Here is a 25,322-nt window from a genome sequence, read left to right on the forward strand (position 1 = left end):
GGTCTCAAGGGACGTTCTAGAGACCCAAGGAACAAAAATTTCAGCTGTAAAAGGTGTCAAGGACCTCCGTTTAAAACGAAAAATCTCAGTTTCTAGGGGAAAGGGTCGTCTCATACACAAGCAACAGTTTAGAAGAAAACAGCCTTTAAAAGAGGCAGTTATGGTGAATACACTCTAATTATTCAGTCCCGCACACTTTTTCCACGAATTACAGCCTCTTTCTGTTCTCTTCCTGTTGTTTCCTTCAATATAAAAAAAGGACAGGCTGTGCTATAATTAATGTTTGTAGATTACTAGATAAGATCGGAAAGGTTTGGTTGGCCAATGGCGACATACACTCCAATGATTATGCAATACTTAAAAGTGAAGGCAGAGTATCAGGATGCCTTTTTGTTTTTTCGATTAGGCGATTTTTATGAAATGTTCTTTGAGGATGCCATCAAAGCTTCCCAGGAACTTGAAATAACATTGACAAGCCGCGACGGAGGAAGCACAGAGAAAATCCCTATGTGCGGAGTGCCTTACCATTCAGCGCCAAATTACATAGAGCAGCTGATCGAAAAAGGCTTTAAAGTGGCAATATGCGAACAGACTGAAGATCCCAAACAGGCTAAAGGAGTCGTGAAAAGAGAAGTAGTGCAGCTTATCACTCCAGGTACCGTAATGGATGGGAAAGGGCTTCAGGATAAAGAGAATAACTATATTGCTTCCATCAGTATCTTTGATGATGAAACGGCGGTATTGGCCTACAGTGACTTATCGACTGGGGAAACAAGGGTGACACAGTTAACCTCCCGTTTTGATGATGCGATTAATGAACTGGCAACGATCGGTGCAAAGGAAGTTGTTGTAGACACACAGTTTAATGAAGAATTGAAAAAAAGCATGATTGACAGGAATGGAGTCACGATTTCCTATGGTAATGAAACGGAAATCACTGACAGCTTTAGTATGCTTATCGATGAGTTGAAACAGGACAAGCTGAAGGTTGCTGTTTGCAGACTCTTAAACTATTTATTCAAAACACAGAAGAGGAGCCTGGATCATCTTCAGAAGGTGGAAACCTATCAAATTCACCAATTCATGAAAATCGATTATTATTCCAAGCGCAATCTGGAACTGACCGAAACAATCCGTTCTAAAGGAAAGAAAGGTTCTTTACTGTGGCTGCTTGATGAAACCATGACAGCCATGGGAGCCAGAATGCTTAAACGCTGGATCGACCGCCCGCTGATCGATCAGGAAGAAATCGAGAAGAGGCACAGCCTTGTCGAGCTTTTGCAGGAGCGTTTCTTTGAAAGAGAAGATATCAGGGAACTGCTTAAGGAAGTTTATGACCTTGAGCGGCTGGCCGGACGAGTGGCTTTTGGAAATGTAAATGCCAGAGACCTTATCCAACTAAGAAAATCACTTTCCCAGATTCCGCTGCTTAAAAATCTTTTCAGCGAGCTGGGGCATGAAATAGCAGATGAAATGCTGAAAGCAATCGACCCATGTGAAGAGCTGACGGTTACACTTCAAGATTCTCTTCATGAACAGCCGCCGCTCTCCATTAAAGAAGGAAACATCATCAAGGACGGCTTCCATGAAGAATTGGATCAGTACCGTGATGCGAGCAGAAACGGAAAGAACTGGATTGCCCAGCTTGAAAGAGAAGAACGGGAAAGAACCGGAATCCGATCGTTAAAGGTTGGTTATAACCGGGTGTTCGGCTATTACATTGAGGTTACCAGAGCTAATCTTGGCGCCTTGGAAGAGGGCCGATATGAGCGCAAGCAGACACTGACCAATGCAGAACGATTCATCACTCCTGAATTGAAAGAGAAAGAAGCGCTGATTCTGCAAGCTGATGAAAAGTGTATCGACCTCGAGTATAACTTGTTCCTCGAACTCAGGGAAACGGTCAAAGAATATATCCCGCGCTTACAGAAACTCGCGAGGATTGTTAGTGAAATCGATGTGCTGCAGTGTTTTGCAACGGTGAGTGAGAAGAGGCATTATGTGAAGCCTTCCTTTAACCGTGAAAGAAGGATCGTCATTAAAGATGGCCGCCATCCAGTGGTTGAAAAAGTGATGGATGCACAAGAATATGTCCCGAATGACTGTTATATGGATCAAGAGAGGGAGATTCTGCTGGTTACGGGGCCCAATATGTCCGGTAAAAGCACATATATGAGGCAGCTGGCCCTTACCGCCATACTCGCTCAAATCGGTTGTTACGTACCGGCTAGTGAAGCCAGCCTGCCGATTTTCGATCAGGTCTTTACCCGGATAGGCGCAGCTGATGACCTGATTTCTGGACAGAGTACCTTCATGGTAGAAATGCTGGAGGCGAAAAATGCCATCACTAACGCTACACAGGACAGTTTGATTCTTTTTGATGAAATCGGAAGGGGAACTAGTACTTACGATGGCATGGCCCTCGCCCAGGCAATCATTGAATACATTCATGAAGGAATCAAAGCCAAGACGTTATTTTCAACTCATTATCACGAACTCACGATACTGGAGCAAGAGCTGGAAAACGTGAAGAATATCCATGTCAGTGCCATGGAACATAACGGAAACCTTGTATTTCTCCATAAAATCAAAGAAGGCGCAGCTGATAAGAGCTACGGAATCCACGTTGCCCAGTTGGCTGAGCTGCCAGAAAAACTAATTTTCAGAGCAAATGAAATTTTAGAGAAGCTGGAAAAAAAGGCAGGTCATACGATTGAAAGCAAAGGGACATTCCAGCAAAATCAAGTCGCTGAAAAAGCAGCTGGAGAGCAGCCTGCACAGCTATCTTTTTTCCAAGAAGACAAAGCGGCAGCACAAGGCGGCAGTGGTTTAAGCAGAAAAGAAAGAAAGCTGCTGGAGGAATTGAAATCCTTCGACATTCTTGAAATGAATCCGTTGCAGGCAATGAATGCGCTCTATGACCTGACAAAAAAAATTGAAAAAATAAGGAGGTGGGAACATGGGGAAGATTTTTCAGCTTGATGATGCCCTGTCTAATAAGATAGCAGCAGGCGAGGTTGTAGAAAGACCGGCTTCCGTTGTGAAAGAGCTCTTGGAGAATGCCATTGATGCCAATGGGAATGTCATTGAGATCCATGTGGAAGAAGCAGGCCTTGCTTCGATACGTATTATAGACAATGGAGATGGAATCCTCGAGGAGGATGTCCTGACCGCCTTCAGCAGGCATGCCACAAGCAAAATCAAGGATGAAAACGACTTGTTCCGAATCCGGACCCTTGGTTTCAGAGGGGAGGCACTTCCAAGTATCGCATCCGTTTCTCATCTCGATATGCATACGAGCACAGGGGAAGGACCTGGAGTGAAGATTAAGCTGCAGGGAGGAAAGGTCCTTTCTCAGGAGAAGTCTTCGAGCAGGCGGGGAACGGATATAATGGTATCGAATCTCTTTTTCAATACCCCTGCCCGCTTGAAATATATGAAAACCATTCACACAGAGCTTGGAAATATTACGGATGTGACGAATCGAATAGCCCTTTCCCATCCTGATATTTCGATTAAGCTCGTCCACAATGGAAAAACCTTGCTTCATACCAACGGAAATGGAGATGTCCGGCAGGTGCTGGCGGCTATCTACGGCACCAATATTGCCAGAAAAATGGTGAAGGTCGAAGCTTCATCACTGGATTTCTCGGTCAAAGGGTATATCTCCCTTCCTGAAATCACAAGGGCTTCAAGGAACTATATTTCTACGATGATCAATGGCAGGTTCATCAAGAATTATGGTTTAGCCAAAGCGATTGGAGAAGGATATCACACTCTCTTGCCCATAGGCAGATATCCAATTGTTCTGCTGTCGATCGAGATGGATCCCTTATTAGTGGATGTCAACGTGCATCCTTCTAAGATGGAAGTGAGAATCAGCAAAGAACCTGAGCTGTTTGAACTGGTCTCCAGTGCAATCAAGGATTCCTTTAAAACCAAAGAACTTATTCCGTCCGGTTACAAGGAACCAAAGCCGATAAAGCCCCAGTCTGAACAGACAGCTTTGACATTGGATCACCTAACGAAAGAAAAATTAAAGCAGAGGTACCGGAAAGAAGCTTCCAGCAAGAGAAACTGCCTCCTAAAGAAGTCATGGAAATGCTTTATAAAAATCCTGTTGAAGATACCCGCCAGAAAGAAGAAGCTTCTGTGATTTATGAGGAGAAACTGGAAGTAGAAGAGAACCCTTCTGAAATACCGCATGTGGAAGAGGAAGAACCGAAGGCCACAAGGGTCCCGCCGTTATATCCTGTCGGCCAAATGCACGGAACTTATATCTTTGCACAGAACGAAAACGGCCTCTACATCATTGACCAGCATGCCGCACAGGAACGGATCAAATATGAATACTTTAGAGAAAAGGTCGGAAAAGTGGAGAATGAGCTTCAGGAAATGCTGGTACCGATCACACTTGAATATTCCGCGGATGAGTATATGAAAATCGTTGAACACAAAGAAGAGCTTGAAAAGGTCGGTGTCTTCCTGGAGGAGTTCGGCTACAACAGCTTCATCATCCGCTCACATCCACAATGGCTGCCCGCCGGCCAGGAAGGTGAGTTGATCGATGAAATGATTGAGCAGCTGCTTAACATGAAAAAGGTGGATATCAAAAAACTTCGTGAAGAAGCGGCCATCATGATGAGCTGCAAGGCCTCCATCAAGGCAAACCAGTACTTGAGGAACGAAGAAATATCAGCGCTGCTCGATGAACTGAGACGCTCTGAAGATCCATTCACATGTCCGCACGGCCGCCCGATTATCATCCATTATTCAGTCTATGAAATGGAGAAAATGTTCAAGCGGATTATGTAGGGAAAGAGGGCTTATACGCTTTGGCGTATAAGCCCTCTTTTTTGAAACTCGCTAATAAGAGGTTTTTCTGTTACAGCATGAATTTTTTCAGTATCTGAAATTTTATACAGCAAGAAGAACGCTTATACAGCATGAAAACTGAGAGTTCGTGAAATGATGTGGTAAACAGAGGGGTTAAACAGCATGAAACCATGAAGTATGAGAAATGATGTGGTAAACAGAGAGTCTAAACAGCATGAAAACATAGAGTAGGAGAAATGATGTAGTAAAAAGAGAGTTTAAACAGCATGAAACCATAAAGTATGAGAAATGATGTGGTAAACAGAGAGTTTGAACAGCATGAAATTATAGAGTATGAGAAATGATGTGGCAAACAGGGGATTTAAACAGCATGAAACCATAAAGTTTCAGCTCGCTCCGCCAGCGCAGTGCATCATCTCAGAGATTTCTCAATTTAATGTCCCTCGCCCTGGCTCCAAAGGACATCAAGTAAGAATTTTCTTCTTATGAATTCAACACTCCGCCGGTATAACTCTAAATGCCCGTAAGAAATAAACTCAGGAAAAAACCAAACAGACAAAACCATCTCAAAAGACAGCAGATCACAAAAGTAATATAATTATCATCAGGAAAGAGGTGTCACGATGACATTCAATGGCCAAAAAATTCTACCGGCAGTCAGGTCGATGAAAGATTTCGATAAAATGCTAAAAACGAATTATGAATATGGTGTGTTCCTTGATCTGCATATCGGAATGCTGAAAACGGTTTATCAGTATGCGAAGGAAAATAACCGTAAGATGTTCTTGCATTTGGATTTGATTCAGGGCTTGAAGGGTGATGAATATGGAGCGCAGTATGTTTGCCAGGAAATCAAGCCATACGGCATCATATCAACGAAGGGAAATGCGATCCAGCAAGCGAAGAAGAAAGGCGTCATTGCGATTCAGCGCGCGTTTGTTCTAGACAGCTCCGCGATGGAGAGAAGTATGGAACTAGTGAAGCATTCTAATCCTGATTATATTGAACTTCTTCCAGGTGTTATTCCAAAAGTGATCAAAACCATCAAAACGGAAACAGGTAAGCCTGTGTTTGCCGGTGGTTTGATCGATACGGTCAATGAAGTCGAAGAAGCGATTGAAGCAGGTGCGTCAGCCATAACGACGTCCAATAGAGAACTATGGAAGCACTTCAATCCGGATAAGGGGATTTGACAACGTTTCCATAATCTATTAATCTTAAAACAAGTTAATGATTCGTGAAATGAGACAAGAGACTCACACAGTTTATCGCCAGCGATAGTTGTGTGGGTTTTTCTGCTTTTTTTCAGAATCACAAGAGAACATTACTTGAAGAAGGAGTGGGAGCATTGGCAGAATACATATTATCATTAGACCAGGGGACGACCAGTTCGAGGGCGATCCTTTTTAACAAGAAAGGCAAGATTGTTCATACCTCACAAAAGGAATTCACCCAGCATTTCCCTCAGCCAGGCTGGGTGGAACATAATCCAAATGAGATATGGGGATCGATTCTGGCTGTAATTGCTTCGGTGCTTTCAGAGTCTTCTGTAAAGCCTGAAGAAATTGCAGCCATCGGGATCACTAATCAAAGGGAGACTACTGTGGTGTGGGATAAGCATACAGGTGAACCGGTTTATAATGCGATTGTCTGGCAGTCCAGACAGACCTCGGGGATATGTGAGGAACTTAAGGAAAACGGTCACCAAGATACTTTCCTCAGCAAGACCGGCCTCTTGATTGATGCTTATTTTTCAGGAACGAAAGTGAAGTGGATCCTTGATAATGTGGATGGAGCAAAGGAAAAAGCAGAAAAAGGGGATCTCCTCTTCGGCACGATGGATACTTGGCTGATCTGGAAGCTTACCGGCGGAAAATCACATGTCACCGACTATTCCAATGCCTCAAGGACTCTGATGTACAATATTTATGATTTGAAGTGGGACCAGAATCTCCTGGATATACTGGGCATTCCGGCAAGCATGCTTCCGGAGGTTAAGCCTTCTTCTGAGGTTTATGGGAAAACGGTACCTTACCATTTCTTCGGAAAGGAAGTACCGATTGCCGGAGTGGCGGGAGATCAGCAAGCGGCATTGTTCGGCCAGGCGTGCTTCACGGAAGGGATGGCCAAAAACACATACGGAACGGGCTGTTTTATGCTGATGAATACAGGTGAAAAAGCAGTGAAGTCTGAGCATGGGCTTCTGACCACGATTGCCTGGGGATATAACGGTAAGGTGGAATATGCATTGGAGGGAAGCATTTTTGTAGCGGGGTCTGCCATCCAATGGCTCAGGGATGGACTGAGGATGATCAAAGATGCAAGTGAAACACAAGCCTATGCGGAGAGAACTGAAGGCAACGATGGTGTGTATGTAGTGCCGGCGTTTGTGGGGCTGGGCACTCCTTATTGGGACAGTGACGTCAGGGGAGCAGTCTTTGGATTAACACGCGGAACCTCTAAAGAACACTTTATCCGCGCCGTATTAGAATCCCTCGCCTATCAAACGAAAGATGTACTTACCGCGATGGAAGCTGATTCAGGGCTGTCCTTGAAAACGCTGCGAGTGGATGGAGGAGCGGTTAAAAATGACTTTTTAATGCAGTTTCAAGCTGATATTCTCGATACAGCTGTAGAGCGGCCTGAGGTAAATGAAACGACGGCGTTAGGAGCAGCCTACCTTGCAGGACTTGCTGTCGGGTATTGGAATGATACCAGTGAGATTACAGCGCAGTGGAACCTTGACCGGAAATTTGATCCTGCCATGCAAGCGGAAGATATAGAAAAGCATTACGGCGGTTGGCAAAAGGCAGTGAAGGCGGCAATGGCTTTTAAATAGGTTCTTTCCGTAAACTTTGTTGCTATTTGTTATTAATACCGAAAAATATCAATCTCAAGAAGGAAAAAAATACGGTAATATCGAAAAGAAAAGAGCTACTCCTCCCGATAAGAGATAAAACTCTTAGTACCCGGGGATATCCGAAAACAGCCTTTAAATAAAACCAAGACATAACATTTTTAAAAATCTGAAGGTTATGGTATTATAAACACAAGTTAATAAACGGTTAGAGAATCTAGAGAGACCTGACAACATTATGCTGCTTTCATAATGTTTGTTCACGGTCTCTTTTTTTATTGCATACAACAGAAGCGGAGGAATGACAGATGAGTTTTTCGAGCTTGCAAAGAAGCCAAATCAAAGAAAAGTTAAAGAACGACCATTTTGACATCACGATCATTGGGGGAGGCATTACAGGAGCCGGAATCGCTTTGGATGCAGCGAATCGCGGCATGAAGGTCGCACTCGTGGAAATGCAGGACTATGCTGCCGGAACTTCCAGCCGTTCGACCAAGCTGGTTCACGGAGGTTTACGGTATTTAAAGCAATATGAAGTGAAAATGGTTGCCGAGGTTGGAAAGGAAAGAGAGATCGTGTACGAAAACGCTCCTCATGTTACAACGCCCGAATGGATGCTGCTGCCGATCCATAAGGGCGGGACCTTCGGAAGATTCAGCACCTCCATAGGATTACGGGTATATGATTATCTTGCCGGTGTAAAGAAGCTTGAACGAAGAAAAATGCTTTCTTCATCTGAAACGCTGGAAAAGGAGCCTCTTGTCAAGCGGGAAGGACTTAAAGGTGGAGGCTATTATGTTGAATACCGGACGGATGATGCCAGGCTGACAATCGAAACGATGAAGAAGGCGGTTGAGCATGGAGCAGCTGCTTTGAATTATGTGAAAGCTGAGCATTTCATTTACGAGGATAAAAAGGTAAAGGGAATTCAAGCCAAGGATGTGCTCTCAGGAGAAACATTTGAGATTCACTCTGAAACAGTTGTCAATGCCTCTGGACCCTGGGTGGATGAAGTAAGGAAAAAAGATTACTCAACCAATAATAAAAAGCTTCGTCATACAAAAGGGGTACACATTGTGATAGACCAGGAAAAATTCCCTTTGAAGCAAGCCGTTTACTTTGATACACAGGACGGCAGGATGGTATTCGCTATACCCAGAGAAGGAAAAGCATATGTCGGCACAACCGATACATTTTTTGAAGGAGATGTCACTTCCCCGAAAATGACAGAGGGGGACAGGGAATACCTGCTCAATGCTATTCACTATATGTTTCCTTATGTAAAAGTCACAAAAGAAGATGTAGAGTCGAGCTGGGCAGGCATACGGCCGTTAATTTATGAGGAAGGAAAAGACCCTTCTGAAATTTCCCGCAAAGATGAAGTCTGGGAAGGGGACAGCGGCTTGGTTACTATAGCAGGCGGGAAGTTGACGGGGTACCGGAAAATGGCGGAGCATGTGGTTGACCTCATTGCCAAGAGATTAAAGCAGCAAACTAAGAGAGATTTTCCAGGCTCCAGCACTAAACATCTTCCGTTATCCGGCGGAGATTTCGGGGGATCATCAGGATTCCAAAACTTTATTGATAAGAAAGCAATGGAAGCGGAACAATTCGGGTTAAGCATTGATGAAGGACGAAAACTTGTTGAACAGTATGGATCGAACGCAGACGAACTTTTCAAAATGGCTCATTCTTACAAAAAGACAACAAAGTATGCTAATAATGAACTGCCTGCCGAAATATATGCCATGCTCCTTTATTCCATCAATGAAGAAATGACCGTCACGCCAATCGATTTCTTCATGAGAAGGACAGGTAAACTGTTTTTCAATATAGAATGGGTGAAGCAGTGGAAAAAAGAGGTTGTCGACATGATGGCTATCCTGCTTGACTGGAAACCGGAATTAAAGAGGCAATATCTCATTGACCTGGACAATGCAATTAGAGATGCACAAGTGCCGGTGATGTAACCAGGAACTAACATAAAAACCAGTAGTCCAATGAGAAGCTGCCTGATCTTTTTCTTAATAAAAACCGTTCTGTGTCATGCACAGGACGGTTTATTTGTGTTTAAGGAAAGAGTGAAGGGCTGGAGCTTTACTCTCTTAATGATGAATCAATAATCTGAATGCTATGGAATACTAAGTAAAGATTTTTTTTGTGGTAAAATTAGTAAATATAAACTGGTTACAAGTGAGTTATAGAAAAGAGTGTTTAATATTTGGCAAATTGGAACAGATCAATTTCTATATTAATAGATTTTACTAAGGAGAAACAGATATGAATATAATGGCTGCACGAACAGCGGACTTAGATGCACTAGCACAGATAGACAGGGAAGTTATCGGTAACAAGAGCAGAAGGGATTTCATTGAGAAAGCTATTAATCTTGAAAACTGTATTATTGTAAAAGAAGATAACGAGATTGCCGGATTTTTAGTTTACGATTGTAATTTTTTTGACTGTGCTTTTATAGCTTTGATAATTGTGTCTAAAAGCAAAAGACGAAAGGGATATGCCAGTGAATTACTGAATTACATGGCAGATCATTCTCCTACTCAAAAAATATTCTCCTCTGCCAATCAATCTAACCACAGTATGCATCAGGTGTTTGAATCTAATGGCTTTGTAAAGAGTGGTTTAGTGGAAAACCTGGACGATGGAGACCCGGAGATTATTTATTATAGACTGAAAAAAGGCAGCAATCTTAAGTAAACAAATTGTATAGCTTTTAAAATTATTCATATTCATTGAAGGAGGGGCGTAAATGAACCAAAAGAGCTTTAGTGAAAAAAACCAGTTGGGCTGGAACCAGTCAACTTATCAGGCTTGGGTTAATCGTCACGGTATGCCTCAGGAGTATGCCCAAGTGTTAAAAGCAAACCCGGAAAAGAAGGTTAGCCACTATCTTAAATATATGGGTAATATAAAGGGGAAGAGAATTGCCAACCTTTTAGGTTCTAAAGGAAACAAAGCTGTTTCACTTGCATTATTGGGAGCGGAATTAACTGTAGTGGATATTTCTGAAGGAAATAAGCGGTATGCAACTGAATTGGCTGAAGCAGCCGGAATACACATTCACTATTTAGTATGTGATGTTTTAGAAATACCACCTCAAGAAAAGCTGCAGAATTTTGATATTGTCCTTATGGAAGTCGGTGTTTTGCATTATTTCGTTGAACTTGACCCGCTTTTTGAATTGATATCAAGTATGTTAAAACCAGGCGGTAAATTAATTTTAAGAGACTATCATCCTCTGGTTACTAAATTAATGCGTCTAGAGAATAATAATTTAGTTGCAAACGGAAATTATTTTGATGAAGAGCTTCAAGAAGTAGAAGCAGCTTTTAGCAAGCTGTTATCAGAGAAGGAACGTGAATCACTAGTAAAAAATATAATACGGAGATGGTCTTTAGGCGAAATTGTCACGAAGCTGGCCGGAACTGGTTTGACAATTGAATGCTTAGAAGAAGAAGAGGGTATCCGGTGGGCATTTCCTGAAAATTCTCCTGAAGGGATAGAGAATAGAATTCCGGGTCTTTTTACAATTCTAGCGTCAAAATAGTTGCCTTTAAAGAGGAACAACTCAAACGCAGGAAGGCTATGATAATGAATATTGTGCTTTCAGTATGTTAAAAAAGCAGGGTGAAAATTTATACTAACTCTTCTTATTACTTTCAAAGTTTTTATCGGCTTTTATGTTGAAGTTATGCATTGTTTATCTAAGGCCTCTGGGGTAATCCACACTCCATAGTCTGGGAGGAAAACAGGTTGAATGAATCACACGTTTCGTAGGTACCTAAGAAAAGTTCTTTTTTTATTCCAAAAGGCTTTAATAAAGGCTGTTTTCGCAAATATTATGGCTTTCGGATATCCCCGGATACTAAGAGTTTTATCTTTATCGAGGGAGAGTTTTTTCTTTTCGGTGTTACCAGTTTTTACCCCTCTTAATATGGTTATTTTTTTGAGCTTAGTATTAAATAGCAACAAAGCTCACGAAAAAGCCTTAATAAATCTAAAAAAGACCCGTCCATAGACGAGTCTTCAAATTACCCATTGGAAGTACGATAATTTTTTCCTTCATCAGGCTTCTTGAAGTTGTTTTCCCAAATTCTCTTTACAGGCTTTGGCAGCTGTTTAACGGCACCAACTGTATATTGAATGTTATCTTTCTTTGTATCAATATCCTCTTTGATTTCCTGGCTGTGTGTAGAAAGTTCATTGGTCTCCTCCTGCAGGGTCTGCGCTCTTTGCTGCAGGCTCTCTACCGTTTTATTCAAGTGGTTGATGGTCGGTTTGGTTTCCTTCATGAACTTAAAGCCTTTATATCCCAGGTATGCAATCGAGAGAACAAATAGGGCTATGCTTGCGTAAACAATAATCATGGAATACCTCCTAAATTTCTGCTGATTTCAAGGGTAAGTTATTCTTTGTATTTTTGTTTACCCTTTATGTTGTGAATAAAACGGTCTTTTGCGAGTAGGAAAACAGTGGAAATATACATTGCCTTTCTTAAAACAATAAGCTATAATAAAATCAAAATTTTTTTAATATTATGCAATGATGAAGAAGAGTATGCATGGATAAGACTTTAGAGAGCTGATGGCTGGTGGGAATCAGTGTCGGACCATGTTGAATGGGCTTCGGAGCATCCATGCCGAACAAATAGGCAGGCGGAGAGTTCTACCGTTAAAAGGAACAGAGAGCATATAATCAGCTCTTTTAAAGATTACCTTTTTTATTTGGGTAAACGAAGGTGGCACCGCGGGTTTCTCGTCCTTTTTTGGATGGGGGCTTTTTTATTTGGCTCTTTTCGTAAAATTTGTTGCTATCCGATACTAATTCTGAAAAAATAACCATGATTGACCGGAATAACCTGGTAATCATGAAAAGAAAAGAGCTACTCTCGCCGTTTTGAGAGAGAACCCTTAGTATCCAGGGAAAAATCCGGCTCTTAGGATTTTTCCGAGCAACAATGTATGCGAAAACAGCCTTTTATATTTAGGAGGAATTTATATGGAAAGACCAACAGCACTAACAGGGATAAAACCCACAGGGCACCCTCATCTGGGGAATTATATCGGCGCGATCAAGCCAGCACTTGAAATGGCAAAAGACAACACATCACAAGGGATTTACTTCATTGCGGACTACCATGCCTTAAACTCTGTGCAGGACCGCAAAAAATTTAAAGAGTACACCTACGAAATCGCGGCGGCTTGGCTTTCATTAGGGTTGGATCCGGAAAAGGTGATTTTTTACAGACAATCAGATGTTCCTGAAATTCTTGAACTCCACTGGATTCTCTCCTGTATGACACCTAAAGGATTAATGAACCGGGCACACGCTTATAAAGCCAAAGTCGAAGAAAACATGGCAGAAGGAAACGACTCTGATGCTGGTGTCAACATGGGACTGTTTACTTATCCAATTCTAATGGCTGCGGATATCTTGCTTTTTAACTCAGATAAGGTTCCTGTTGGAAAAGATCAGGTTCAGCATGTGGAAATCGCAAGAGATATCGCGGAAAACTTCAATCGTACTTTCGGAGAAGCCGTTAAGCTGCCTCAATATGTGATTGAAGAAGAGACTGCTGTCATACCCGGGCTTGATGGAAGAAAGATGAGTAAAAGTTATGGAAACACCATCCCGCTTTTTGCAGAAGAAAAAGCTCTGAAAAAGCTCGTTAATAAAATTGTAACGGATTCTACTCCCCCGGAAGAGCCAAAGGAAGTGAAGGGTTCCTCGCTGTTCACTCTTTATAAAGAGTTTGCGGCTGCTGCTGAAGCTGATTCCATGAAAGAGAAGTACAAACAAGGAATCGGCTGGGGCCAAGTAAAAAAGAAGTGTTCGAAGTCATGAACAGGGAACTGAGCGAACCTCGCCAGAAGTATTATGAATATCTCGACAATAAGCAGGAAATTGATAAGTTTCTTGAACGAGGGGCAGAAAGGGCAAGAAGCATTGCGTCTGTTCAACTCAAAAAAATCAAAGAAATGATCGGCTGCTAATGATAGGGGGGAATCGATATGCAGCTGCAGTTTTACAGTGAAAAAGTGAAAGCCGAGCTATATAAGTTCTCACTTGCAGAAGAACAGCATCAATTTACGGCTTTGCCTTCAGAAGCATTAGAAATTGAAGACCGAAATAGACATCCAGTCGTCATAATGGATGGGGACAGGGCAGTTGGTTTTTTGTTCTTCATAAAGGAACAGTTGTAAAAGACTATTCACTTGATACCAATGCCTTATTATTACGGGCTTTTTCCATTAATGAGATACAGCAGGGAAAAGGATATGCCAAAGCTGCCATGAAATTGCTGCCTTCGTTCGTCCTGGAACATTTTCCTGAAACAAGTGAAATCGTCCTGGCTGTGAATGAAAGAAATTCAGCAGCGAGAACACTATACATGAAGTCAGGCTTTAAAGATAATGGAAAGAAACTTATGGGAAGGAAAGGCTTGCAGTCCATATTGACATACAAATTAGATCAAAAAAGGTAGAAGCTTATTTTGCTTCTACCTCTTTTTTGCGTTTAATGATGCTTCAGCCATCTTTATCATTTCTCTTACCATACTCCCGCCAATCTTCCCGCCGACTTTTCCAGCTTCCCGAGCGCTTAGCTCACCATTATAACCTTTGGTTAAGGAAATACCCTGCTCTTTTGCTGCCTCATATTTCACTGCAGAAGGATCCTCTTGGTGAAATAAGTCGGCTTTCATTATATTTAGTGCCCTTTGAGATTCGGGGATGAGAGGCTTTCTTTTGCTCACGGCGATCATCCTTTCTTCTTATGGTTCATGTACATCTTTATTATGATGCAAAGAGAGAAATATATCAGAATAATATTGTAATTTAACTTAAATAGTGTAAAATTACACTAAGAAATAATAGTTAAATTTGGTAAATATGAGGTGAGATAATTGAAAAAAGAGATAAGAAGAAAGAAAGTATCACAAAGAGCGGCAATAGTAATGATTTTTTTCATAATTTACGGGTGTGTTTTTTTCACTGTGGATAATGACCCTGTTAGTTCTGAAATCGTCAGTGATATAGGCGGCTTGATGCCGACTAGAATAGAGCAGGTGACCAAGGGTGAGGAAGAACGGGAGATAGTGAAAACAGTTAAGAAGGCAGCCGATGAAAATCTTAAAGTGTCAATTGCCGGAAAGATGCACAGCCAAGGCGGGCACACTTATTATCCTGGAAGCGTCGTATTGGATATGACGGGCTTTGATAAGATACTTGATCTCGATACGACCGAAAAAACTATTCGCGTTCAGAGCGGTGCGACCTGGGCAGACATACAAGAGGCAGCCAATCCACATGGGTTATCAGTGAAAGTAATGCAGTCCCAAAATATATTTACTATCGGAGGGTCGCTGTCTGTCAATGTACATGGCAGGGATATAAGGCATGGGGCATTAATTGAGACGGTCAATTCTTTTCGTTTATTGAAGCATGATGGAGAGAATATCAACGTATCCCGGACTGAAAATAAAGAATTCTTTCCATTGGTTATCGGAGGGTATGGGCTGTTTGGAGTTATTCTTGATGCAGAATTGCAACTGACCGATGATGAACTGTATGAAATGAAAACAACGGAACTACCATATGATGAATACAGTGATTTTTTTCTTGAAGAAGTAAAAGGCGAAGAAGATGTTAAGATGCATCTTGCCCGAATCTCGACTGCTCCGGATACTTTTTTGGAGGACATGTATATAACGGACTATATCCATTCAGACAGCCAGAATCTGCTGAAGGAGCATAAGTCATTAAAAGATGAAGAAGGAACCTTCATTTCTAAATTCATGCTTGGTCTCTCCAGGAAATTTGATTGGGGAAAGAGCCTCTTTTGGGATATCCAGAAAACCTATTTTCAGGGCAAAGATGGTGATTTCATCACCAGGAATAATGCAATGAGGTCAGAGTCCAAATTCATGGAATATGAAAGCAAGAGTAATACAGATGTTCTGCAGGAATACTTTGTGCCTGTAGATCAATTCTCCAGCTACATTGATGATTTAAGAGAGGTGCTTGATGAGGAAGACTTGAATCTGGTGAACATCACCATTCGTTATGTTGATAAAAATGAGGATGCAGTCTTGTCGTATTCCAAGGAGGAGATGTTTGCGCTGGTCCTGCTCATCAATCAGGAAAAATCGGCTGAAGGCAAAGAAGATACAGAAAGGATTGTCAGAAAGATGGTGGACGTGACACTGAAACACGGTGGAAGCTATTATCTGCCTTATTACGAATATCCCTCAAAGGAGCAGATGAAAGAAGCTTATCCAAGGACAGCAGAATTTTTTGACAGTAAAAGAAAGCTTGACCCCGATGAAGTATTCATGAATCATTTCTATGAGGAGTACGGCCAATGAAGTATTTTGTGTTGTCACAAAGCTTTGCCATGATGGCCGGCTCAGTATCCTTTCCTTTCTACCTTCTCTTCATCAGAAACATCGGTTCCAACTTTTCCAGCTTTGGCTTTGCATATGGTTTGTTCATGCTCAGCTCTGCAGTGTTTCACCGCTGGATAGGCTCTGTTGCAGATAAAGTAGGCAGCCGTACCTTACTGATTGGTTATGCATGGGGGATGGCATTCATCTTTTTATTTATACCTGAAGCAGATTCTCTTGCAGATGTTTATGGACTGCAGGTCATATTGGGTTTATTAGGAGCGGTTCAAAAAACATGTGAAAAGACTATGGCAGGAGAAGTTTTTCATGGTAAAGGAGCGGGGAAAAAAATTGGAGGCTATCATTTCTGGACCTCACTGTTTGCATCCTTTGCTGTATTTGCCAGCGGTGTCCTGATTGACTTCTTCACTATCGATTTTATTTTCTATTTAGCTTCTTTTTTGTTTGCCGGAAGCGGGCTGGCGCTGCTGTTTTATGATAAGAAGCGGGAAGAGTCTTTAGAAATGGAAGAGCGAGCTGGGTAGATGAGGTATTAAGCGGAAACGTACCGTTTAAACGGGTGATTGAAAAAGATAATGGTACGATTAGACGGGAAATGTACCATTAAAGCAGGGTATTGGAAAAGATAATGGTACGATTAGACGGGAAACGTACCATTAAAGCAGAGGATTAGAAAACATAATGGTACGATTAGACGTAAAACGTACCATTAAAGCAGGGTATTGGAAAAGATAATGGTACGATTAGACGGGAAACGTACCATTAAAGCAGGGTATTGGAAAAGATAATGGTACGATTAGACAGAAAACGTACCATTGCAAAGAGAGATGGAAAAGATAATGGTACGATTAGACAGAAAACGTACCATTATAAAGAGAGATGGAAAAGATAATGGTACGATTAGACAGAAAACGTACCATTAAAGCAGAGGATTAGAAAAGATAATGGTACGATTAGACGTAAAACGTACCACTAAAAAGAGAGATGGAAAAGATAATGGTACGATTAGACGGGAAACGTACCATTAAAGCAGATGATGGAAAGGATAATGGTACGATTAGACAGGAAACCTACCATTAAATCAGGAACTGGGAAAGGTAAAGGTACAATTAGAAGTGTGTTCCGTGAAATCCATTTTCCCGGGGAACTAACGGTCGTCTAGTCTGCCGCCCGCCGCAAAAAGCCGTGCACCTTGGCGGAAAACCGCTCTTTTTAGCTTAAACCTGAACAAAAAGAGTCTATTAATTTTCTAAAAGAGTAATTGGTTTGGGTGTTTTCTTACCATACTCTTCATTTCACGCAGAAGGATTTTCGCTGCAGGCGAGTGACTGCAGCGAAAAACCAAATATCTTAACCAAGACAAAATCTTTGCGAAAGCAGAGTAGAATAAAAAGTAAAATGTATAAAAAGATTTTAAACGGATATACTCTTCTGATATGTAACTCTGGATTCCTTATGGTACGATAATATGTAAACTTATCCTTTTACATAGAAAGCAGTGAATCGTTTTGGAGAAGAAAGAAAAACTTGTTGTACTTATAGGGCCGACTGCTGTTGGAAAGACAGCTTCCAGTATACATCTGGCTAAGAGGTTTAATGGAGAAATCATCAGTGGAGATTCCATGCAGATCTACAAATCGATGGATATCGGTACTGCCAAGATAACGGAAGAAGAAATGGAAGGAATTCCGCACCATCTTATAGATATTAAAGAACCTCAAGAGAGCTTCTCGGCAGCAGAATTTCAGGAGCTGGTAAGAGAAAAGATTTCTGAGATTCACAGCCGGGGAAAGCTGCCATTAATTGTTGGGGGAACAGGCTTGTATATTCAGTCTGTTATCTATGACTACCAATTCACGGATACACCTGGTGATGAAGAGTACCGCGTGAACTTGGAAAGAGAAGCCAATGAGCTTGGCAATCAGGAAGTACACCGCAGGTTGGAACTGGTTGATCCAAGAGCGGCTGCCAATATTCACCCCAACAACATCAGAAGGGTGATAAGAGCCTTGGAGATATATCACTGTACAGGAAAAACGATGTCTGAATACCAGGAAAATCAGCAAAAAGAACTCCTTTATGATGTATCTTTAATTGGCTTGACGATGGACCGTGAATTATTATACAGCCGGATTGACCGCAGGGTTGATAGCATGATTGAGCAGGGGCTCATCCAGGAAGTGAAGTCTTTATTTGATGAAGGGTTGAAAAATGCTCAATCCATCCAGGCAATCGGCTACAAGGAAATCTATGAATTTCTGGAAGGAAAAGTCTCCTTGGAGGATGCTGTTGAAAACCTGAAGCAAAACTCCAGAAGATATGCCAAGCGCCAATTAACATGGTTTCGCAATAAAATGGATGTAGAATGGTTTGATGTGAGCAACCCCAGGGAAAATAACAAAAAAATTGAAGAGATATCGGATTTTGTTGCAGGAAAGCTAAGGTTATAGTCGAATAGTTAAGGTAGAGATAGAAGAGGAGGACTTATCATGAAACAAGCAATTAATATTCAAGATCAATTTCTTAACCAATTACGTAAAGACAGCACTCAAGTAACTGTATTTTTATTGAACGGATTCCAAATCCGCGGACAAGTAAAAGGGTTTGATAACTTTACCGTTCTTTTCGAGTCAGAAGGTAAGCAGCAATTGGTTTATAAGCATGCTATTTCTACCTTCTCGCCTCAGCGCAATGTACAAATTAATTTCGACGAAGCTCAATAATATTTATCAAAAACAACGGAATTTCTGAGTAGTTCCGTTTTCAATAGTAAGGGTTTTCGCATCCTTTTCGTAAGATGAATCTCAGAGCTGTTAATCGTTGAGATATCAACGATTAATAACAAAACAATCCAAAGCTGCACCCTCAAACACATTTTGACTAGTATAGTCATCATGTTGCTGGGGGTGCTATTTTGATTTGCTTGCCATTTTTTCAAGAAATTCCAACCATTTATGGTAAAATATAGTCATGAACATAGGGTAGTGACCCTTAACAAACGGACATTTAGCAAAGAAAAGGAGAAAAAATATGAGTGAGCAAGGTCAGGCATTGAAAGAACTTATAGATTTAGAAGATAATATAAAATTAGTTTACCAAGAACCCGGAGATTTTTTACGATACTATTCGATTTATTACGGACAGAAATATGCAGACTACTTTTTCAGAAAATCTTCTGCTGTGTTACAAGAAATCGCAGCCATTTACGACTGTGGATATTTAATAAAGAAAGATGAAAGCATTATAGGAGGGGTATTTCTAAAGCCTAATTTCATGGCAGATTTATTTGTTGTTCCCCCCTTTGAAGACTATGAAAAATTGGCACGGATGCTGTTACTTTATTTGAAAAAAATATCAAATACTGAAGATAAAATCATTTTAAGAGACATTGTAGAAGAACATGTTCCAACTTATGAGCAAAATGGCTGCCGGGTACAAGAAATTAATTATTGGATGATTCGTCCGACAGAATCGATAAAGGCAAGGCTTCCTGAAGGATACATATCAAAACCCGTCACATCCGAAGATACGCATGAGATAGCAGATTTAATTATGAAAGCTTATAAAGAGAATCCGGCTTATAAACAAATCGGAACGAAAGACGATTATATTCAACATATAAATGAATTTATTGAAAAATATAAGAAGAATAACATCATGGATGAGTGCTCAAGAGTTATTGTTAAGCAGAACACTAACAAAATTGCTGGTGTCTGTCTGAATATGGAATTTGAAGAGTACCCTCTCATCATGAGTTTAGCTGTAGATCCTGAACATCAACACAGAGGTATTGGACGGTTTTTGCTGACCCATTCTATAAACATATCCAGTAAAGAGTATGAGGCTGCCCGTTTAGCTGTTATTAAAGATAATGCAGCGATTAAGCTATATGAAGACCTGGGATTCATTAGAAATAAATTTATAGCGGAAATGTCTTTAGGGTGATTGGATTAAAAACAGGACCAGAGGGCAAGTAAGTTGAAGGTTGATTTCTACTATATTTACACTCTGAATTTTGGATGTAGTAGGTGTTTCGGAACCATGGTATCTTCTTATCATTTATGAGAATTTAAGGGTACTACAAAATATATGTTTATAATAATAATATTATGTTAACTTTAGATGATTCGTTTTTTCAAAACATATCCCAAAGCAAAATTTAATAATGAATTTCGTCCTTATTGAATAGGATGATAAGAGAGTTTTCTAACCGTTTTAACTGGGCATTTGTCACCGTTAAAAACCTCCAGGCGTATACTGTATAGAATGGTGAGGTGAAGATATGGAACAGCCGATGAGAATGAAAAATAATGGACAGATAAGTATTGTTTTGAATTCACATAAACGCAATCCGGTGCGGGAAATGAGAAAGACCGAGGAACCCGTTAAGCTCTTTCCTCAAGAGCATGCCGCCCTTAAGGAAATTGAAACTGAACTGGCTTCATTAGTCGGTATGGAAGATATGAAAAAAATGGTGAAAGAGATCTATGCGTGGATCTATGTGAATAAAAAAAGAGAAGAAGCGGGACTAAAAGCAGGCAAGCAGGCATTGCATATGATGTTTAAAGGAAATCCAGGGACAGGGAAGACAACTGTTGCAAGGCTGATCGGAAAATTATTTCATAAGATGAATGTTCTGTCGAAAGGACATTTGATTGAGGCGGAGAGGGCTGATCTCGTAGGAGAATATATCGGTCACACAGCCCAAAAGACAAGAGACTTGGTTAAAAAAGCGATGGGCGGGATCCTGTTCGTGGATGAAGCCTACTCATTAGGCCGCGGAGGGGAGAAGGATTTTGGGAAGGAAGCCATTGATACCCTCGTGAAACATATGGAAGACAAACAGCATGAATTTATACTTATCCTTGCAGGATATTCCAGGGAGATGGATCAATTCCTGACGCTGAATCCCGGCCTCCATTCACGATTTCCCCTGGTATTTCAGTTTCAGGACTATACAATAGAACAATTAATGGAAATTGGCAGAAGGATGCTCAATGAAAAAGAGTATGAACTGAGCACAGATGCGGAGCGGAAAATCAGGGATCACCTTTTACAGGCAAAGACAGCGATCAGTCCGGCGGCTTTCTCAAATGGAAGGTATGTCAGGAATGTGATTGAGAAGTCGATTAGGTCTCAAGCCATGCGATTGCTTATGCAGAATTCTTATGAACGAAATGAGTTGATGACCATAAGGAGCAATGATTTGATATTTCCATCCACAGAAGAGTAGAACATTGACAGCGAATCCAGGAGCAAGGTCCTGGCTCGCTGTGTTTTTTGGGGATTTCACCTTAGCAGTTAATGTAATTATGGAATTTACGTACAGGTTCAGCGCACAAGCGGCTTGGATCTGGAACTAAACACCCGCTAGTCCCGCAGGAGATCGCACACCTTCCGCTCCAATTCCCCCTTAGAAGAAGGGTAAGATTACTAAACTTTCAACCTATTAATCATTTTCCTGCCTTTCTCTGTGATTTCCGTCCCTTTTCGCCCTTTATAAATATTTAAACACCCCAGGTCTTCAAGTTCCTTCATTCTTGTTCGGATCTGTTGAAGTGAAAGAGGATGGGGACTTCCGCTGAGCAATTCTTTCAACTTCTGTCTGCTCGCATTTTCGTTTTGATCAAAAAGTTCCTCTATTGCTTGAAGAATAACAACATACTCTTTTTTCTTAAAGGTGAAACGTGGCTGTATATTTCCTTGCTGGAAGCTTCACTTCTCTTGAAAGATCCTGATTTTGGAAGATCACGGGTTGTCAGGATGCTCTCCTCTGATACGGCAAGCATATACATGATTGTGTTTTTTAATTCCCGGATATTGCCTTTCCATTTTACATTCTCCAAGATGCTTAAAACTTCAGAAGATATTTTTTTGTTAGAGCCATTCTCCTGAAGAATGAATGTATCAGTCAGGATTTTAATATCTCCTTGCCGTTCTCTAAGGCTGGGAAGACTGAGGTTCAACACTTTTAATCGATGATAAAGGTCTTCCCGGAATGTTCCCGCCTCGACTAACTCTTCAAGGTTTTTATTTGTAGCGGAAATGATCCTGACATCCACTGATATATTCTTATTTCCCCCAATTCTTCTTACTTCCATTTCTTCGAGTACCCTCAGGAGTCTTGCTTGCAGCTTTAAGTTTATATCCCCAATTTCATCTAAAAAGAGGGTTCCCCCGTCTGCTTGTTCAAAAACACCTTTCTTTCCGCCTTTTACTGCTCCGGTGAAGGCTCCTTCCTCATAGCCGAATAATTCACTTTCCAGCAGATCATCGGGAAGTGCTCCACAGTTAATCGCCAGAAAGGGATCATGCTTTCTGGAAGATGCATTGTGTATGGCGGAAGAAAACAATTCTTTTCCAGTCCCTGTTTCGCCATGTATCAAGATAGGCAGACCGGTTTTAGCCAGTTTTGCTGCAATTCTTTTTGTTTCTTGAATGATAGGTGAAGAGCCTAGGATACTTGAAAACGAATATTTTGCAATGTAACCCTTCTTTTGTAATTCCTGCTTTCGTGCTTTTTCCATCTCCAGTGTCTCATCAAAATCCTTGAAGGTAGCGACTGTGACGGCTTCATCGTTCATGCGGAAACGGAATACCATGAGGTCACGCTGTCTCAAAGTCAGTAAAACCTGGGCCTCCATTTACTCAGAATGGAGAAATCTGGTCAATTCGATGTTCTTGAAGACTTGTGAAAGCTTTTTCCCTTTGGCGTAGCTTGCCGATATTCCCAGCATTCTTTCCAGCACTTCGTTGAATACCGTGATTTCACCATTTTCCTGGAAAGCCAGGATTCCATCATTGACTCCATCCACCACCTTGTTCAGGAATTTATTTAAGGTTCTGGCCTGCATATGAACATGAGAAAGTTTCTGGCTCAGATCAATAATTTTTTTGTATAACGGTTGGTAATATCAATGCTTAATTCATCTGATAAGCGGTAATGAGAGATGATTTTCATAATGGTGTTCAGGTCAATCAGCCTGACGCCAATATCAATTTTCCTTGGTACCGCATCAGGAATTAAATGACTTTCACCAGGTGAAACAGCAACGTTAATGCCAGGGGGCAGGCTGGTGCTCTCTCTTGAGTAGGGGACATATTCAACATGGTTAATGCCGAGTCCTTTTAAGGTGGCAATGGCTTCATCCGCAGTACGCATAAAATCATTCACATAAAGGACTTTTTGACCCGGGGATAACTCAAATATCCTGTCAATAAACTCGTAATTGACCGTCCTGGTAGCGATGATGATTGTGCAAGTGGAGAAATCGATATGATTTTCTACTTCATCTTCTATTAATGAGAAAGAATATAGAATGAGCTCATTTTTGAATTTTTTTGGAAGACCGTCATCGATTGCATATCCTTCAAATTGTATCAGCTTTCCAAAAATAGAAGTCAACTGGTTCAGCAGCGCCTTCTCTGTTTCTCTTGTTCCCGCTATGACAACTAGTTTGCGCATATGATAACACCTCATAAATTGGTTGAAAAAATATTTTTTGGGTTGTAAGTGGTTAACCACTTTCTTGTATTCTATCATATTTTATTAGTATTTTCTGATTATTTGATTTGGCATGATTCTTGCATCTATTTAAATGAGAATAATTTACGCTTATTAAGCGAGTGAAAATTTGTCCTCGGTTGGAGAGGGTGATGAAGCTCGGTTTACAAGCGGATATAAAGGGGAGAAATAAGATGGAAAAAGAACAGAGAGCTTGGAAGGTGCCGCATACATTCATTATTGTATTTTTTGTAGTTATTTTAGCAGCCTTGCTAACCTACATGGTGCCTAAAGGGCAATTTGAAACCCAGGATGTAACGTATATGCAAGATGGCGAAGAACAAACAAAAACTGTCCTTGATTCAGATTCTTTCAGTTATGTGAAGGATGAGGAAGGAAATCTTGTCAGGGAAGGAACCAGCTTATTTGAATCCGGAGGCGGAGCGGGTTTTTTAAATTATGTTTTTGAGGGCTTGGTTTCCGGTGACAAATGGGGGTCCGCAGTAGGAGTAATTGCCTTTATTCTTATTATTGGCGGAGCGTTCGGCATTATTATGAGGACCAGGGCGATTGAAGAAGGAATATTAAAGGTTATCGACCGGACGAAAGGGAAGGAAGCATTGATCATCCCGATCATGTTTTTCTTGTTTTCGCTAGGGGGAGCCGTTTTCGGAATGGGAGAGGAAGCGATTGCATTTGCCATGATCCTGGTTCCAATTATGGTTGCGATAGGCTATGACGCCATCACGGGAATCATGATCACCTATGTAGCAACACAGATAGGGTTTGCAACTTCATGGATGAACCCCTTTGGAGTGGCGATAGCACAGGGAGTATCAGATGTGCCGGTCCTGTCGGGGGCGCCGTTCCGTATAGTGATGTGGGCAGTGTTCACATTGTTTGGGATTATTTATACTTGGAAATACGCTCAAAGCATCAAAAAAGATCCAAAGCGAAGTGTAACGTATGAAACCGATCATTATTTCAGGAAAGAAGGCAGGGTCCGGGATCTGAATTCCTCATTTAAAGTGGGCCACATGCTGGTTATTGCAACTGTCGCAATCGGTATCGGTTGGATCATCTGGGGAGTCATTGAGCATGCGTATTATATTCCGGAAATTGCAAGTCAATTTTTCACTATTGGATTAGTTGCGGGTATTACCGGTGTTTTATTCAAATTGAATGGAATGACCTGGAATGATATGGCGGAAGGGTTCATAGAAGGAGCGAAAGATTTGCTTCCCGCTGCGCTTGTGGTTGGTATGGCGAAAGGGATTGTCATCATCCTTGGAGGAGACAGCCCTGACGCTCCTTCTGTACTGAATACAGTTTTGTATGGTGCCGGCCAGGTTGTCGGTGATTTCCCGGAAGCTATTTCCGCATGGAGCATGTATGTTTTTCAATCCATCTTCAACTTTTTCGTGGTGTCCGGCTCAGGACAGGCGGCTCTTACAATGCCTTTGATGGCTCCACTTGCGGATATCGCTGGAGTGACACGCCAGGTTTCTGTCCTTGCCTTCCAGCTCGGTGACGGATTGACGAATATTTTCGTACCGACCTCGGCTGCGTTGATGGGTACATTGGGAGCCGCCCGTGTGGATTGGGGAGTGTGGGCTAAATTCATCCTTAAATTCATGGGAGTGCTTTTCGTGCTTTCTTCCATCTTTGTTATAACCGCTGCGTTAATTGGATATTAAATATAG

Annotated in this window: 21 protein-coding genes, 2 pseudogenes and 1 other annotated feature; of the genes and pseudogenes, 17 read left to right on the forward strand and 6 right to left on the reverse strand. The window is 41.4% G+C overall.

Annotated features, from left to right (window positions below; translation table 11 throughout):
- Positions 1-324 precede the first annotated feature (324 nt).
- From mutS to B9Z54_RS19100, 7 genes and pseudogenes are all read left to right on the forward strand, one after another.
- Positions 325-2,982 carry a DNA mismatch repair protein MutS gene (mutS, locus tag B9Z54_RS19070; protein WP_113929969.1) on the forward strand — a complete coding sequence of 886 codons (2,658 nt, stop codon included), beginning with the start codon at positions 325-327 and terminating at the stop codon, positions 2,980-2,982.
- Positions 2,960-4,815 (forward strand): annotated as a pseudogene (gene mutL / locus B9Z54_RS19075) (DNA mismatch repair endonuclease MutL). The gene mutS and the pseudogene mutL overlap by 23 nt, the downstream one beginning before the upstream one ends.
- A gap of 644 nt (positions 4,816-5,459) precedes the next feature.
- The gene (locus tag B9Z54_RS19080) at positions 5,460-6,029 is read left to right on the forward strand and encodes a glycerol-3-phosphate responsive antiterminator (protein WP_113929970.1); all 570 of its coding nucleotides are present in this window, start codon (positions 5,460-5,462) and stop codon (positions 6,027-6,029) included.
- Positions 6,030-6,184: 155 nt separating this feature from the next.
- Positions 6,185-7,675, forward strand: a complete 1,491-nt coding sequence (gene glpK / locus B9Z54_RS19085; protein WP_113930130.1) for a glycerol kinase GlpK — start codon at positions 6,185-6,187, stop codon at positions 7,673-7,675.
- A gap of 326 nt (positions 7,676-8,001) precedes the next feature.
- Complete coding sequence (locus tag B9Z54_RS19090) at positions 8,002-9,663, forward strand: glycerol-3-phosphate dehydrogenase/oxidase (RefSeq protein ID WP_113929971.1); 1,662 nt, start codon at positions 8,002-8,004, stop codon at positions 9,661-9,663.
- A 310-nt stretch (positions 9,664-9,973) separates the two neighbouring features.
- Positions 9,974-10,408: a GNAT family N-acetyltransferase gene (locus tag B9Z54_RS19095; protein WP_113929972.1), complete on the forward strand. Its 435-nt coding sequence runs from the start codon at positions 9,974-9,976 to the stop codon at positions 10,406-10,408.
- A gap of 52 nt (positions 10,409-10,460) precedes the next feature.
- Positions 10,461-11,258 (forward strand): class I SAM-dependent methyltransferase, encoded by a 798-nt coding sequence (locus tag B9Z54_RS19100; RefSeq protein WP_113929973.1) that lies wholly within the window; start codon positions 10,461-10,463, stop codon positions 11,256-11,258.
- Between the two features lie 484 nt (positions 11,259-11,742).
- Here the strand turns inward: B9Z54_RS19100 and B9Z54_RS19110 are convergent, their stop codons facing one another.
- Positions 11,743-12,078: a DUF948 domain-containing protein gene (locus B9Z54_RS19110; RefSeq protein WP_113929975.1), complete on the reverse strand. Its 336-nt coding sequence runs from the start codon at positions 12,076-12,078 to the stop codon at positions 11,743-11,745.
- Between the two features lie 166 nt (positions 12,079-12,244).
- Positions 12,245-12,477, forward strand: a binding site (T-box leader).
- A gap of 232 nt (positions 12,478-12,709) precedes the next feature.
- Between B9Z54_RS19110 and B9Z54_RS19115 the strand changes: the two are divergent.
- The 3 genes and pseudogenes from B9Z54_RS19115 to B9Z54_RS25875 all read left to right on the forward strand — a co-directional run bounded on the left by B9Z54_RS19115 (position 12,710) and on the right by B9Z54_RS25875 (position 14,195).
- Positions 12,710-13,704, forward strand: a pseudogene (locus B9Z54_RS19115) (tryptophan--tRNA ligase).
- 18 nt (positions 13,705-13,722) lie between these two features.
- Positions 13,723-13,914 (forward strand): hypothetical protein, encoded by a 192-nt coding sequence (locus B9Z54_RS25870; protein WP_240190006.1) that lies wholly within the window; start codon positions 13,723-13,725, stop codon positions 13,912-13,914.
- Positions 13,915-14,003: 89 nt separating this feature from the next.
- The gene (locus tag B9Z54_RS25875; protein ID WP_345840750.1) at positions 14,004-14,195 is read left to right on the forward strand and encodes a hypothetical protein; all 192 of its coding nucleotides are present in this window, start codon (positions 14,004-14,006) and stop codon (positions 14,193-14,195) included.
- A 15-nt stretch (positions 14,196-14,210) separates the two neighbouring features.
- On the opposite strand, the gene B9Z54_RS19125 is transcribed toward B9Z54_RS25875, so the two are convergent.
- Positions 14,211-14,465 carry an alpha/beta-type small acid-soluble spore protein gene (locus tag B9Z54_RS19125; protein ID WP_113929976.1) on the reverse strand — a complete coding sequence of 85 codons (255 nt, stop codon included), beginning with the start codon at positions 14,463-14,465 and terminating at the stop codon, positions 14,211-14,213.
- A 162-nt stretch (positions 14,466-14,627) separates the two neighbouring features.
- On the opposite strand from B9Z54_RS19125, the gene B9Z54_RS19130 reads away from it, so the two are divergent.
- The 6 genes from B9Z54_RS19130 (at position 14,628) to spoVK (ending at position 21,348) form a co-directional block, all read left to right on the forward strand.
- A complete protein-coding gene (locus B9Z54_RS19130) occupies positions 14,628-16,076 on the forward strand; it encodes an FAD-binding oxidoreductase (RefSeq protein ID WP_240190022.1) in 1,449 nt (482 codons plus the stop codon).
- On the forward strand, positions 16,073-16,639 hold the full coding sequence (locus B9Z54_RS19135) for an MFS transporter (RefSeq protein WP_113929977.1): 567 nt from the start codon (positions 16,073-16,075) through the stop codon (positions 16,637-16,639). The genes B9Z54_RS19130 and B9Z54_RS19135 overlap by 4 nt, the downstream gene beginning before the upstream one ends.
- A gap of 984 nt (positions 16,640-17,623) precedes the next feature.
- Positions 17,624-18,565 (forward strand): tRNA (adenosine(37)-N6)-dimethylallyltransferase MiaA, encoded by a 942-nt coding sequence (miaA, locus tag B9Z54_RS19140; RefSeq protein WP_113929978.1) that lies wholly within the window; start codon positions 17,624-17,626, stop codon positions 18,563-18,565.
- Between the two features lie 39 nt (positions 18,566-18,604).
- Positions 18,605-18,838, forward strand: coding sequence for an RNA chaperone Hfq (gene hfq / locus B9Z54_RS19145; protein ID WP_113929979.1), 234 nt, complete (start codon positions 18,605-18,607; stop codon positions 18,836-18,838).
- 307 nt (positions 18,839-19,145) lie between these two features.
- Positions 19,146-20,060, forward strand: coding sequence for a GNAT family N-acetyltransferase (locus B9Z54_RS19150; RefSeq protein ID WP_113929980.1), 915 nt, complete (start codon positions 19,146-19,148; stop codon positions 20,058-20,060).
- A 337-nt stretch (positions 20,061-20,397) separates the two neighbouring features.
- Positions 20,398-21,348, forward strand: coding sequence for a stage V sporulation protein K (spoVK, locus tag B9Z54_RS19155; RefSeq protein ID WP_113929981.1), 951 nt, complete (start codon positions 20,398-20,400; stop codon positions 21,346-21,348).
- 200 nt (positions 21,349-21,548) lie between these two features.
- Here the strand turns inward: spoVK and B9Z54_RS26730 are convergent, their stop codons facing one another.
- The 4 genes from B9Z54_RS26730 to B9Z54_RS19175 are packed head-to-tail and all read right to left on the reverse strand — an operon-like array spanning position 21,549 to position 23,580.
- Positions 21,549-21,713 (reverse strand): hypothetical protein, encoded by a 165-nt coding sequence (locus tag B9Z54_RS26730; RefSeq protein ID WP_481747805.1) that lies wholly within the window; start codon positions 21,711-21,713, stop codon positions 21,549-21,551.
- A gap of 41 nt (positions 21,714-21,754) precedes the next feature.
- Positions 21,755-22,717, reverse strand: a complete 963-nt coding sequence (locus B9Z54_RS19165) for a sigma-54 interaction domain-containing protein (protein ID WP_162785291.1) — start codon at positions 22,715-22,717, stop codon at positions 21,755-21,757.
- A 42-nt stretch (positions 22,718-22,759) separates the two neighbouring features.
- Positions 22,760-22,969: a PAS domain S-box protein gene (locus tag B9Z54_RS19170; RefSeq protein ID WP_113929984.1), complete on the reverse strand. Its 210-nt coding sequence runs from the start codon at positions 22,967-22,969 to the stop codon at positions 22,760-22,762.
- A 23-nt stretch (positions 22,970-22,992) separates the two neighbouring features.
- A complete protein-coding gene (locus B9Z54_RS19175) occupies positions 22,993-23,580 on the reverse strand; it encodes a hypothetical protein (protein WP_113929985.1) in 588 nt (195 codons plus the stop codon).
- Positions 23,581-23,813: 233 nt separating this feature from the next.
- On the opposite strand from B9Z54_RS19175, the gene yfcC reads away from it, so the two are divergent.
- Entirely contained in the window at positions 23,814-25,316 is a 1,503-nt protein-coding gene (gene yfcC / locus B9Z54_RS19180) for a putative basic amino acid antiporter YfcC (protein ID WP_113930132.1), read from the forward strand.
- Positions 25,317-25,322: the final 6 nt, after the last annotated feature.

The sequence above is a fragment of the Bacillus sp. P14.5 genome (assembly GCF_003316765.1).
Classification (GTDB): domain Bacteria; phylum Bacillota; class Bacilli; order Bacillales; family Bacillaceae_B; genus Rossellomorea.

Excerpts from the sequence above, each read along its gene's own strand:
- spoVK (WP_113929981.1), top strand. The coding sequence starts at position 20,398 with ATGGAACAGCCGATGAGAATGAAAAATAATGGACAGATAAGTATTGTT.
- B9Z54_RS19165 (WP_162785291.1), bottom strand. The coding sequence starts at position 22,717 with ATGGTATTCCGTTTCCGCATGAACGATGAAGCCGTCACAGTCGCTACC.
- yfcC (WP_113930132.1), top strand. The coding sequence starts at position 23,814 with ATGGAAAAAGAACAGAGAGCTTGGAAGGTGCCGCATACATTCATTATT.
- B9Z54_RS19170 (WP_113929984.1), bottom strand. The coding sequence starts at position 22,969 with ATGCAGGCCAGAACCTTAAATAAATTCCTGAACAAGGTGGTGGATGGA.
- B9Z54_RS19090 (WP_113929971.1), top strand. The coding sequence starts at position 8,002 with ATGAGTTTTTCGAGCTTGCAAAGAAGCCAAATCAAAGAAAAGTTAAAG.
- B9Z54_RS25870 (WP_240190006.1), top strand. The coding sequence starts at position 13,723 with ATGCAGCTGCAGTTTTACAGTGAAAAAGTGAAAGCCGAGCTATATAAG.
- B9Z54_RS19095 (WP_113929972.1), top strand. The coding sequence starts at position 9,974 with ATGAATATAATGGCTGCACGAACAGCGGACTTAGATGCACTAGCACAG.
- B9Z54_RS19080 (WP_113929970.1), top strand. The coding sequence starts at position 5,460 with ATGACATTCAATGGCCAAAAAATTCTACCGGCAGTCAGGTCGATGAAA.
- mutS (WP_113929969.1), top strand. The coding sequence starts at position 325 with ATGGCGACATACACTCCAATGATTATGCAATACTTAAAAGTGAAGGCA.
- B9Z54_RS19100 (WP_113929973.1), top strand. The coding sequence starts at position 10,461 with ATGAACCAAAAGAGCTTTAGTGAAAAAAACCAGTTGGGCTGGAACCAG.
- B9Z54_RS19175 (WP_113929985.1), bottom strand. The coding sequence starts at position 23,580 with ATGCGCAAACTAGTTGTCATAGCGGGAACAAGAGAAACAGAGAAGGCG.
- hfq (WP_113929979.1), top strand. The coding sequence starts at position 18,605 with ATGAAACAAGCAATTAATATTCAAGATCAATTTCTTAACCAATTACGT.
- B9Z54_RS19150 (WP_113929980.1), top strand. The coding sequence starts at position 19,146 with ATGAGTGAGCAAGGTCAGGCATTGAAAGAACTTATAGATTTAGAAGAT.
- B9Z54_RS25875 (WP_345840750.1), top strand. The coding sequence starts at position 14,004 with ATGAAATTGCTGCCTTCGTTCGTCCTGGAACATTTTCCTGAAACAAGT.
- B9Z54_RS19135 (WP_113929977.1), top strand. The coding sequence starts at position 16,073 with ATGAAGTATTTTGTGTTGTCACAAAGCTTTGCCATGATGGCCGGCTCA.
- B9Z54_RS19110 (WP_113929975.1), bottom strand. The coding sequence starts at position 12,078 with ATGATTATTGTTTACGCAAGCATAGCCCTATTTGTTCTCTCGATTGCA.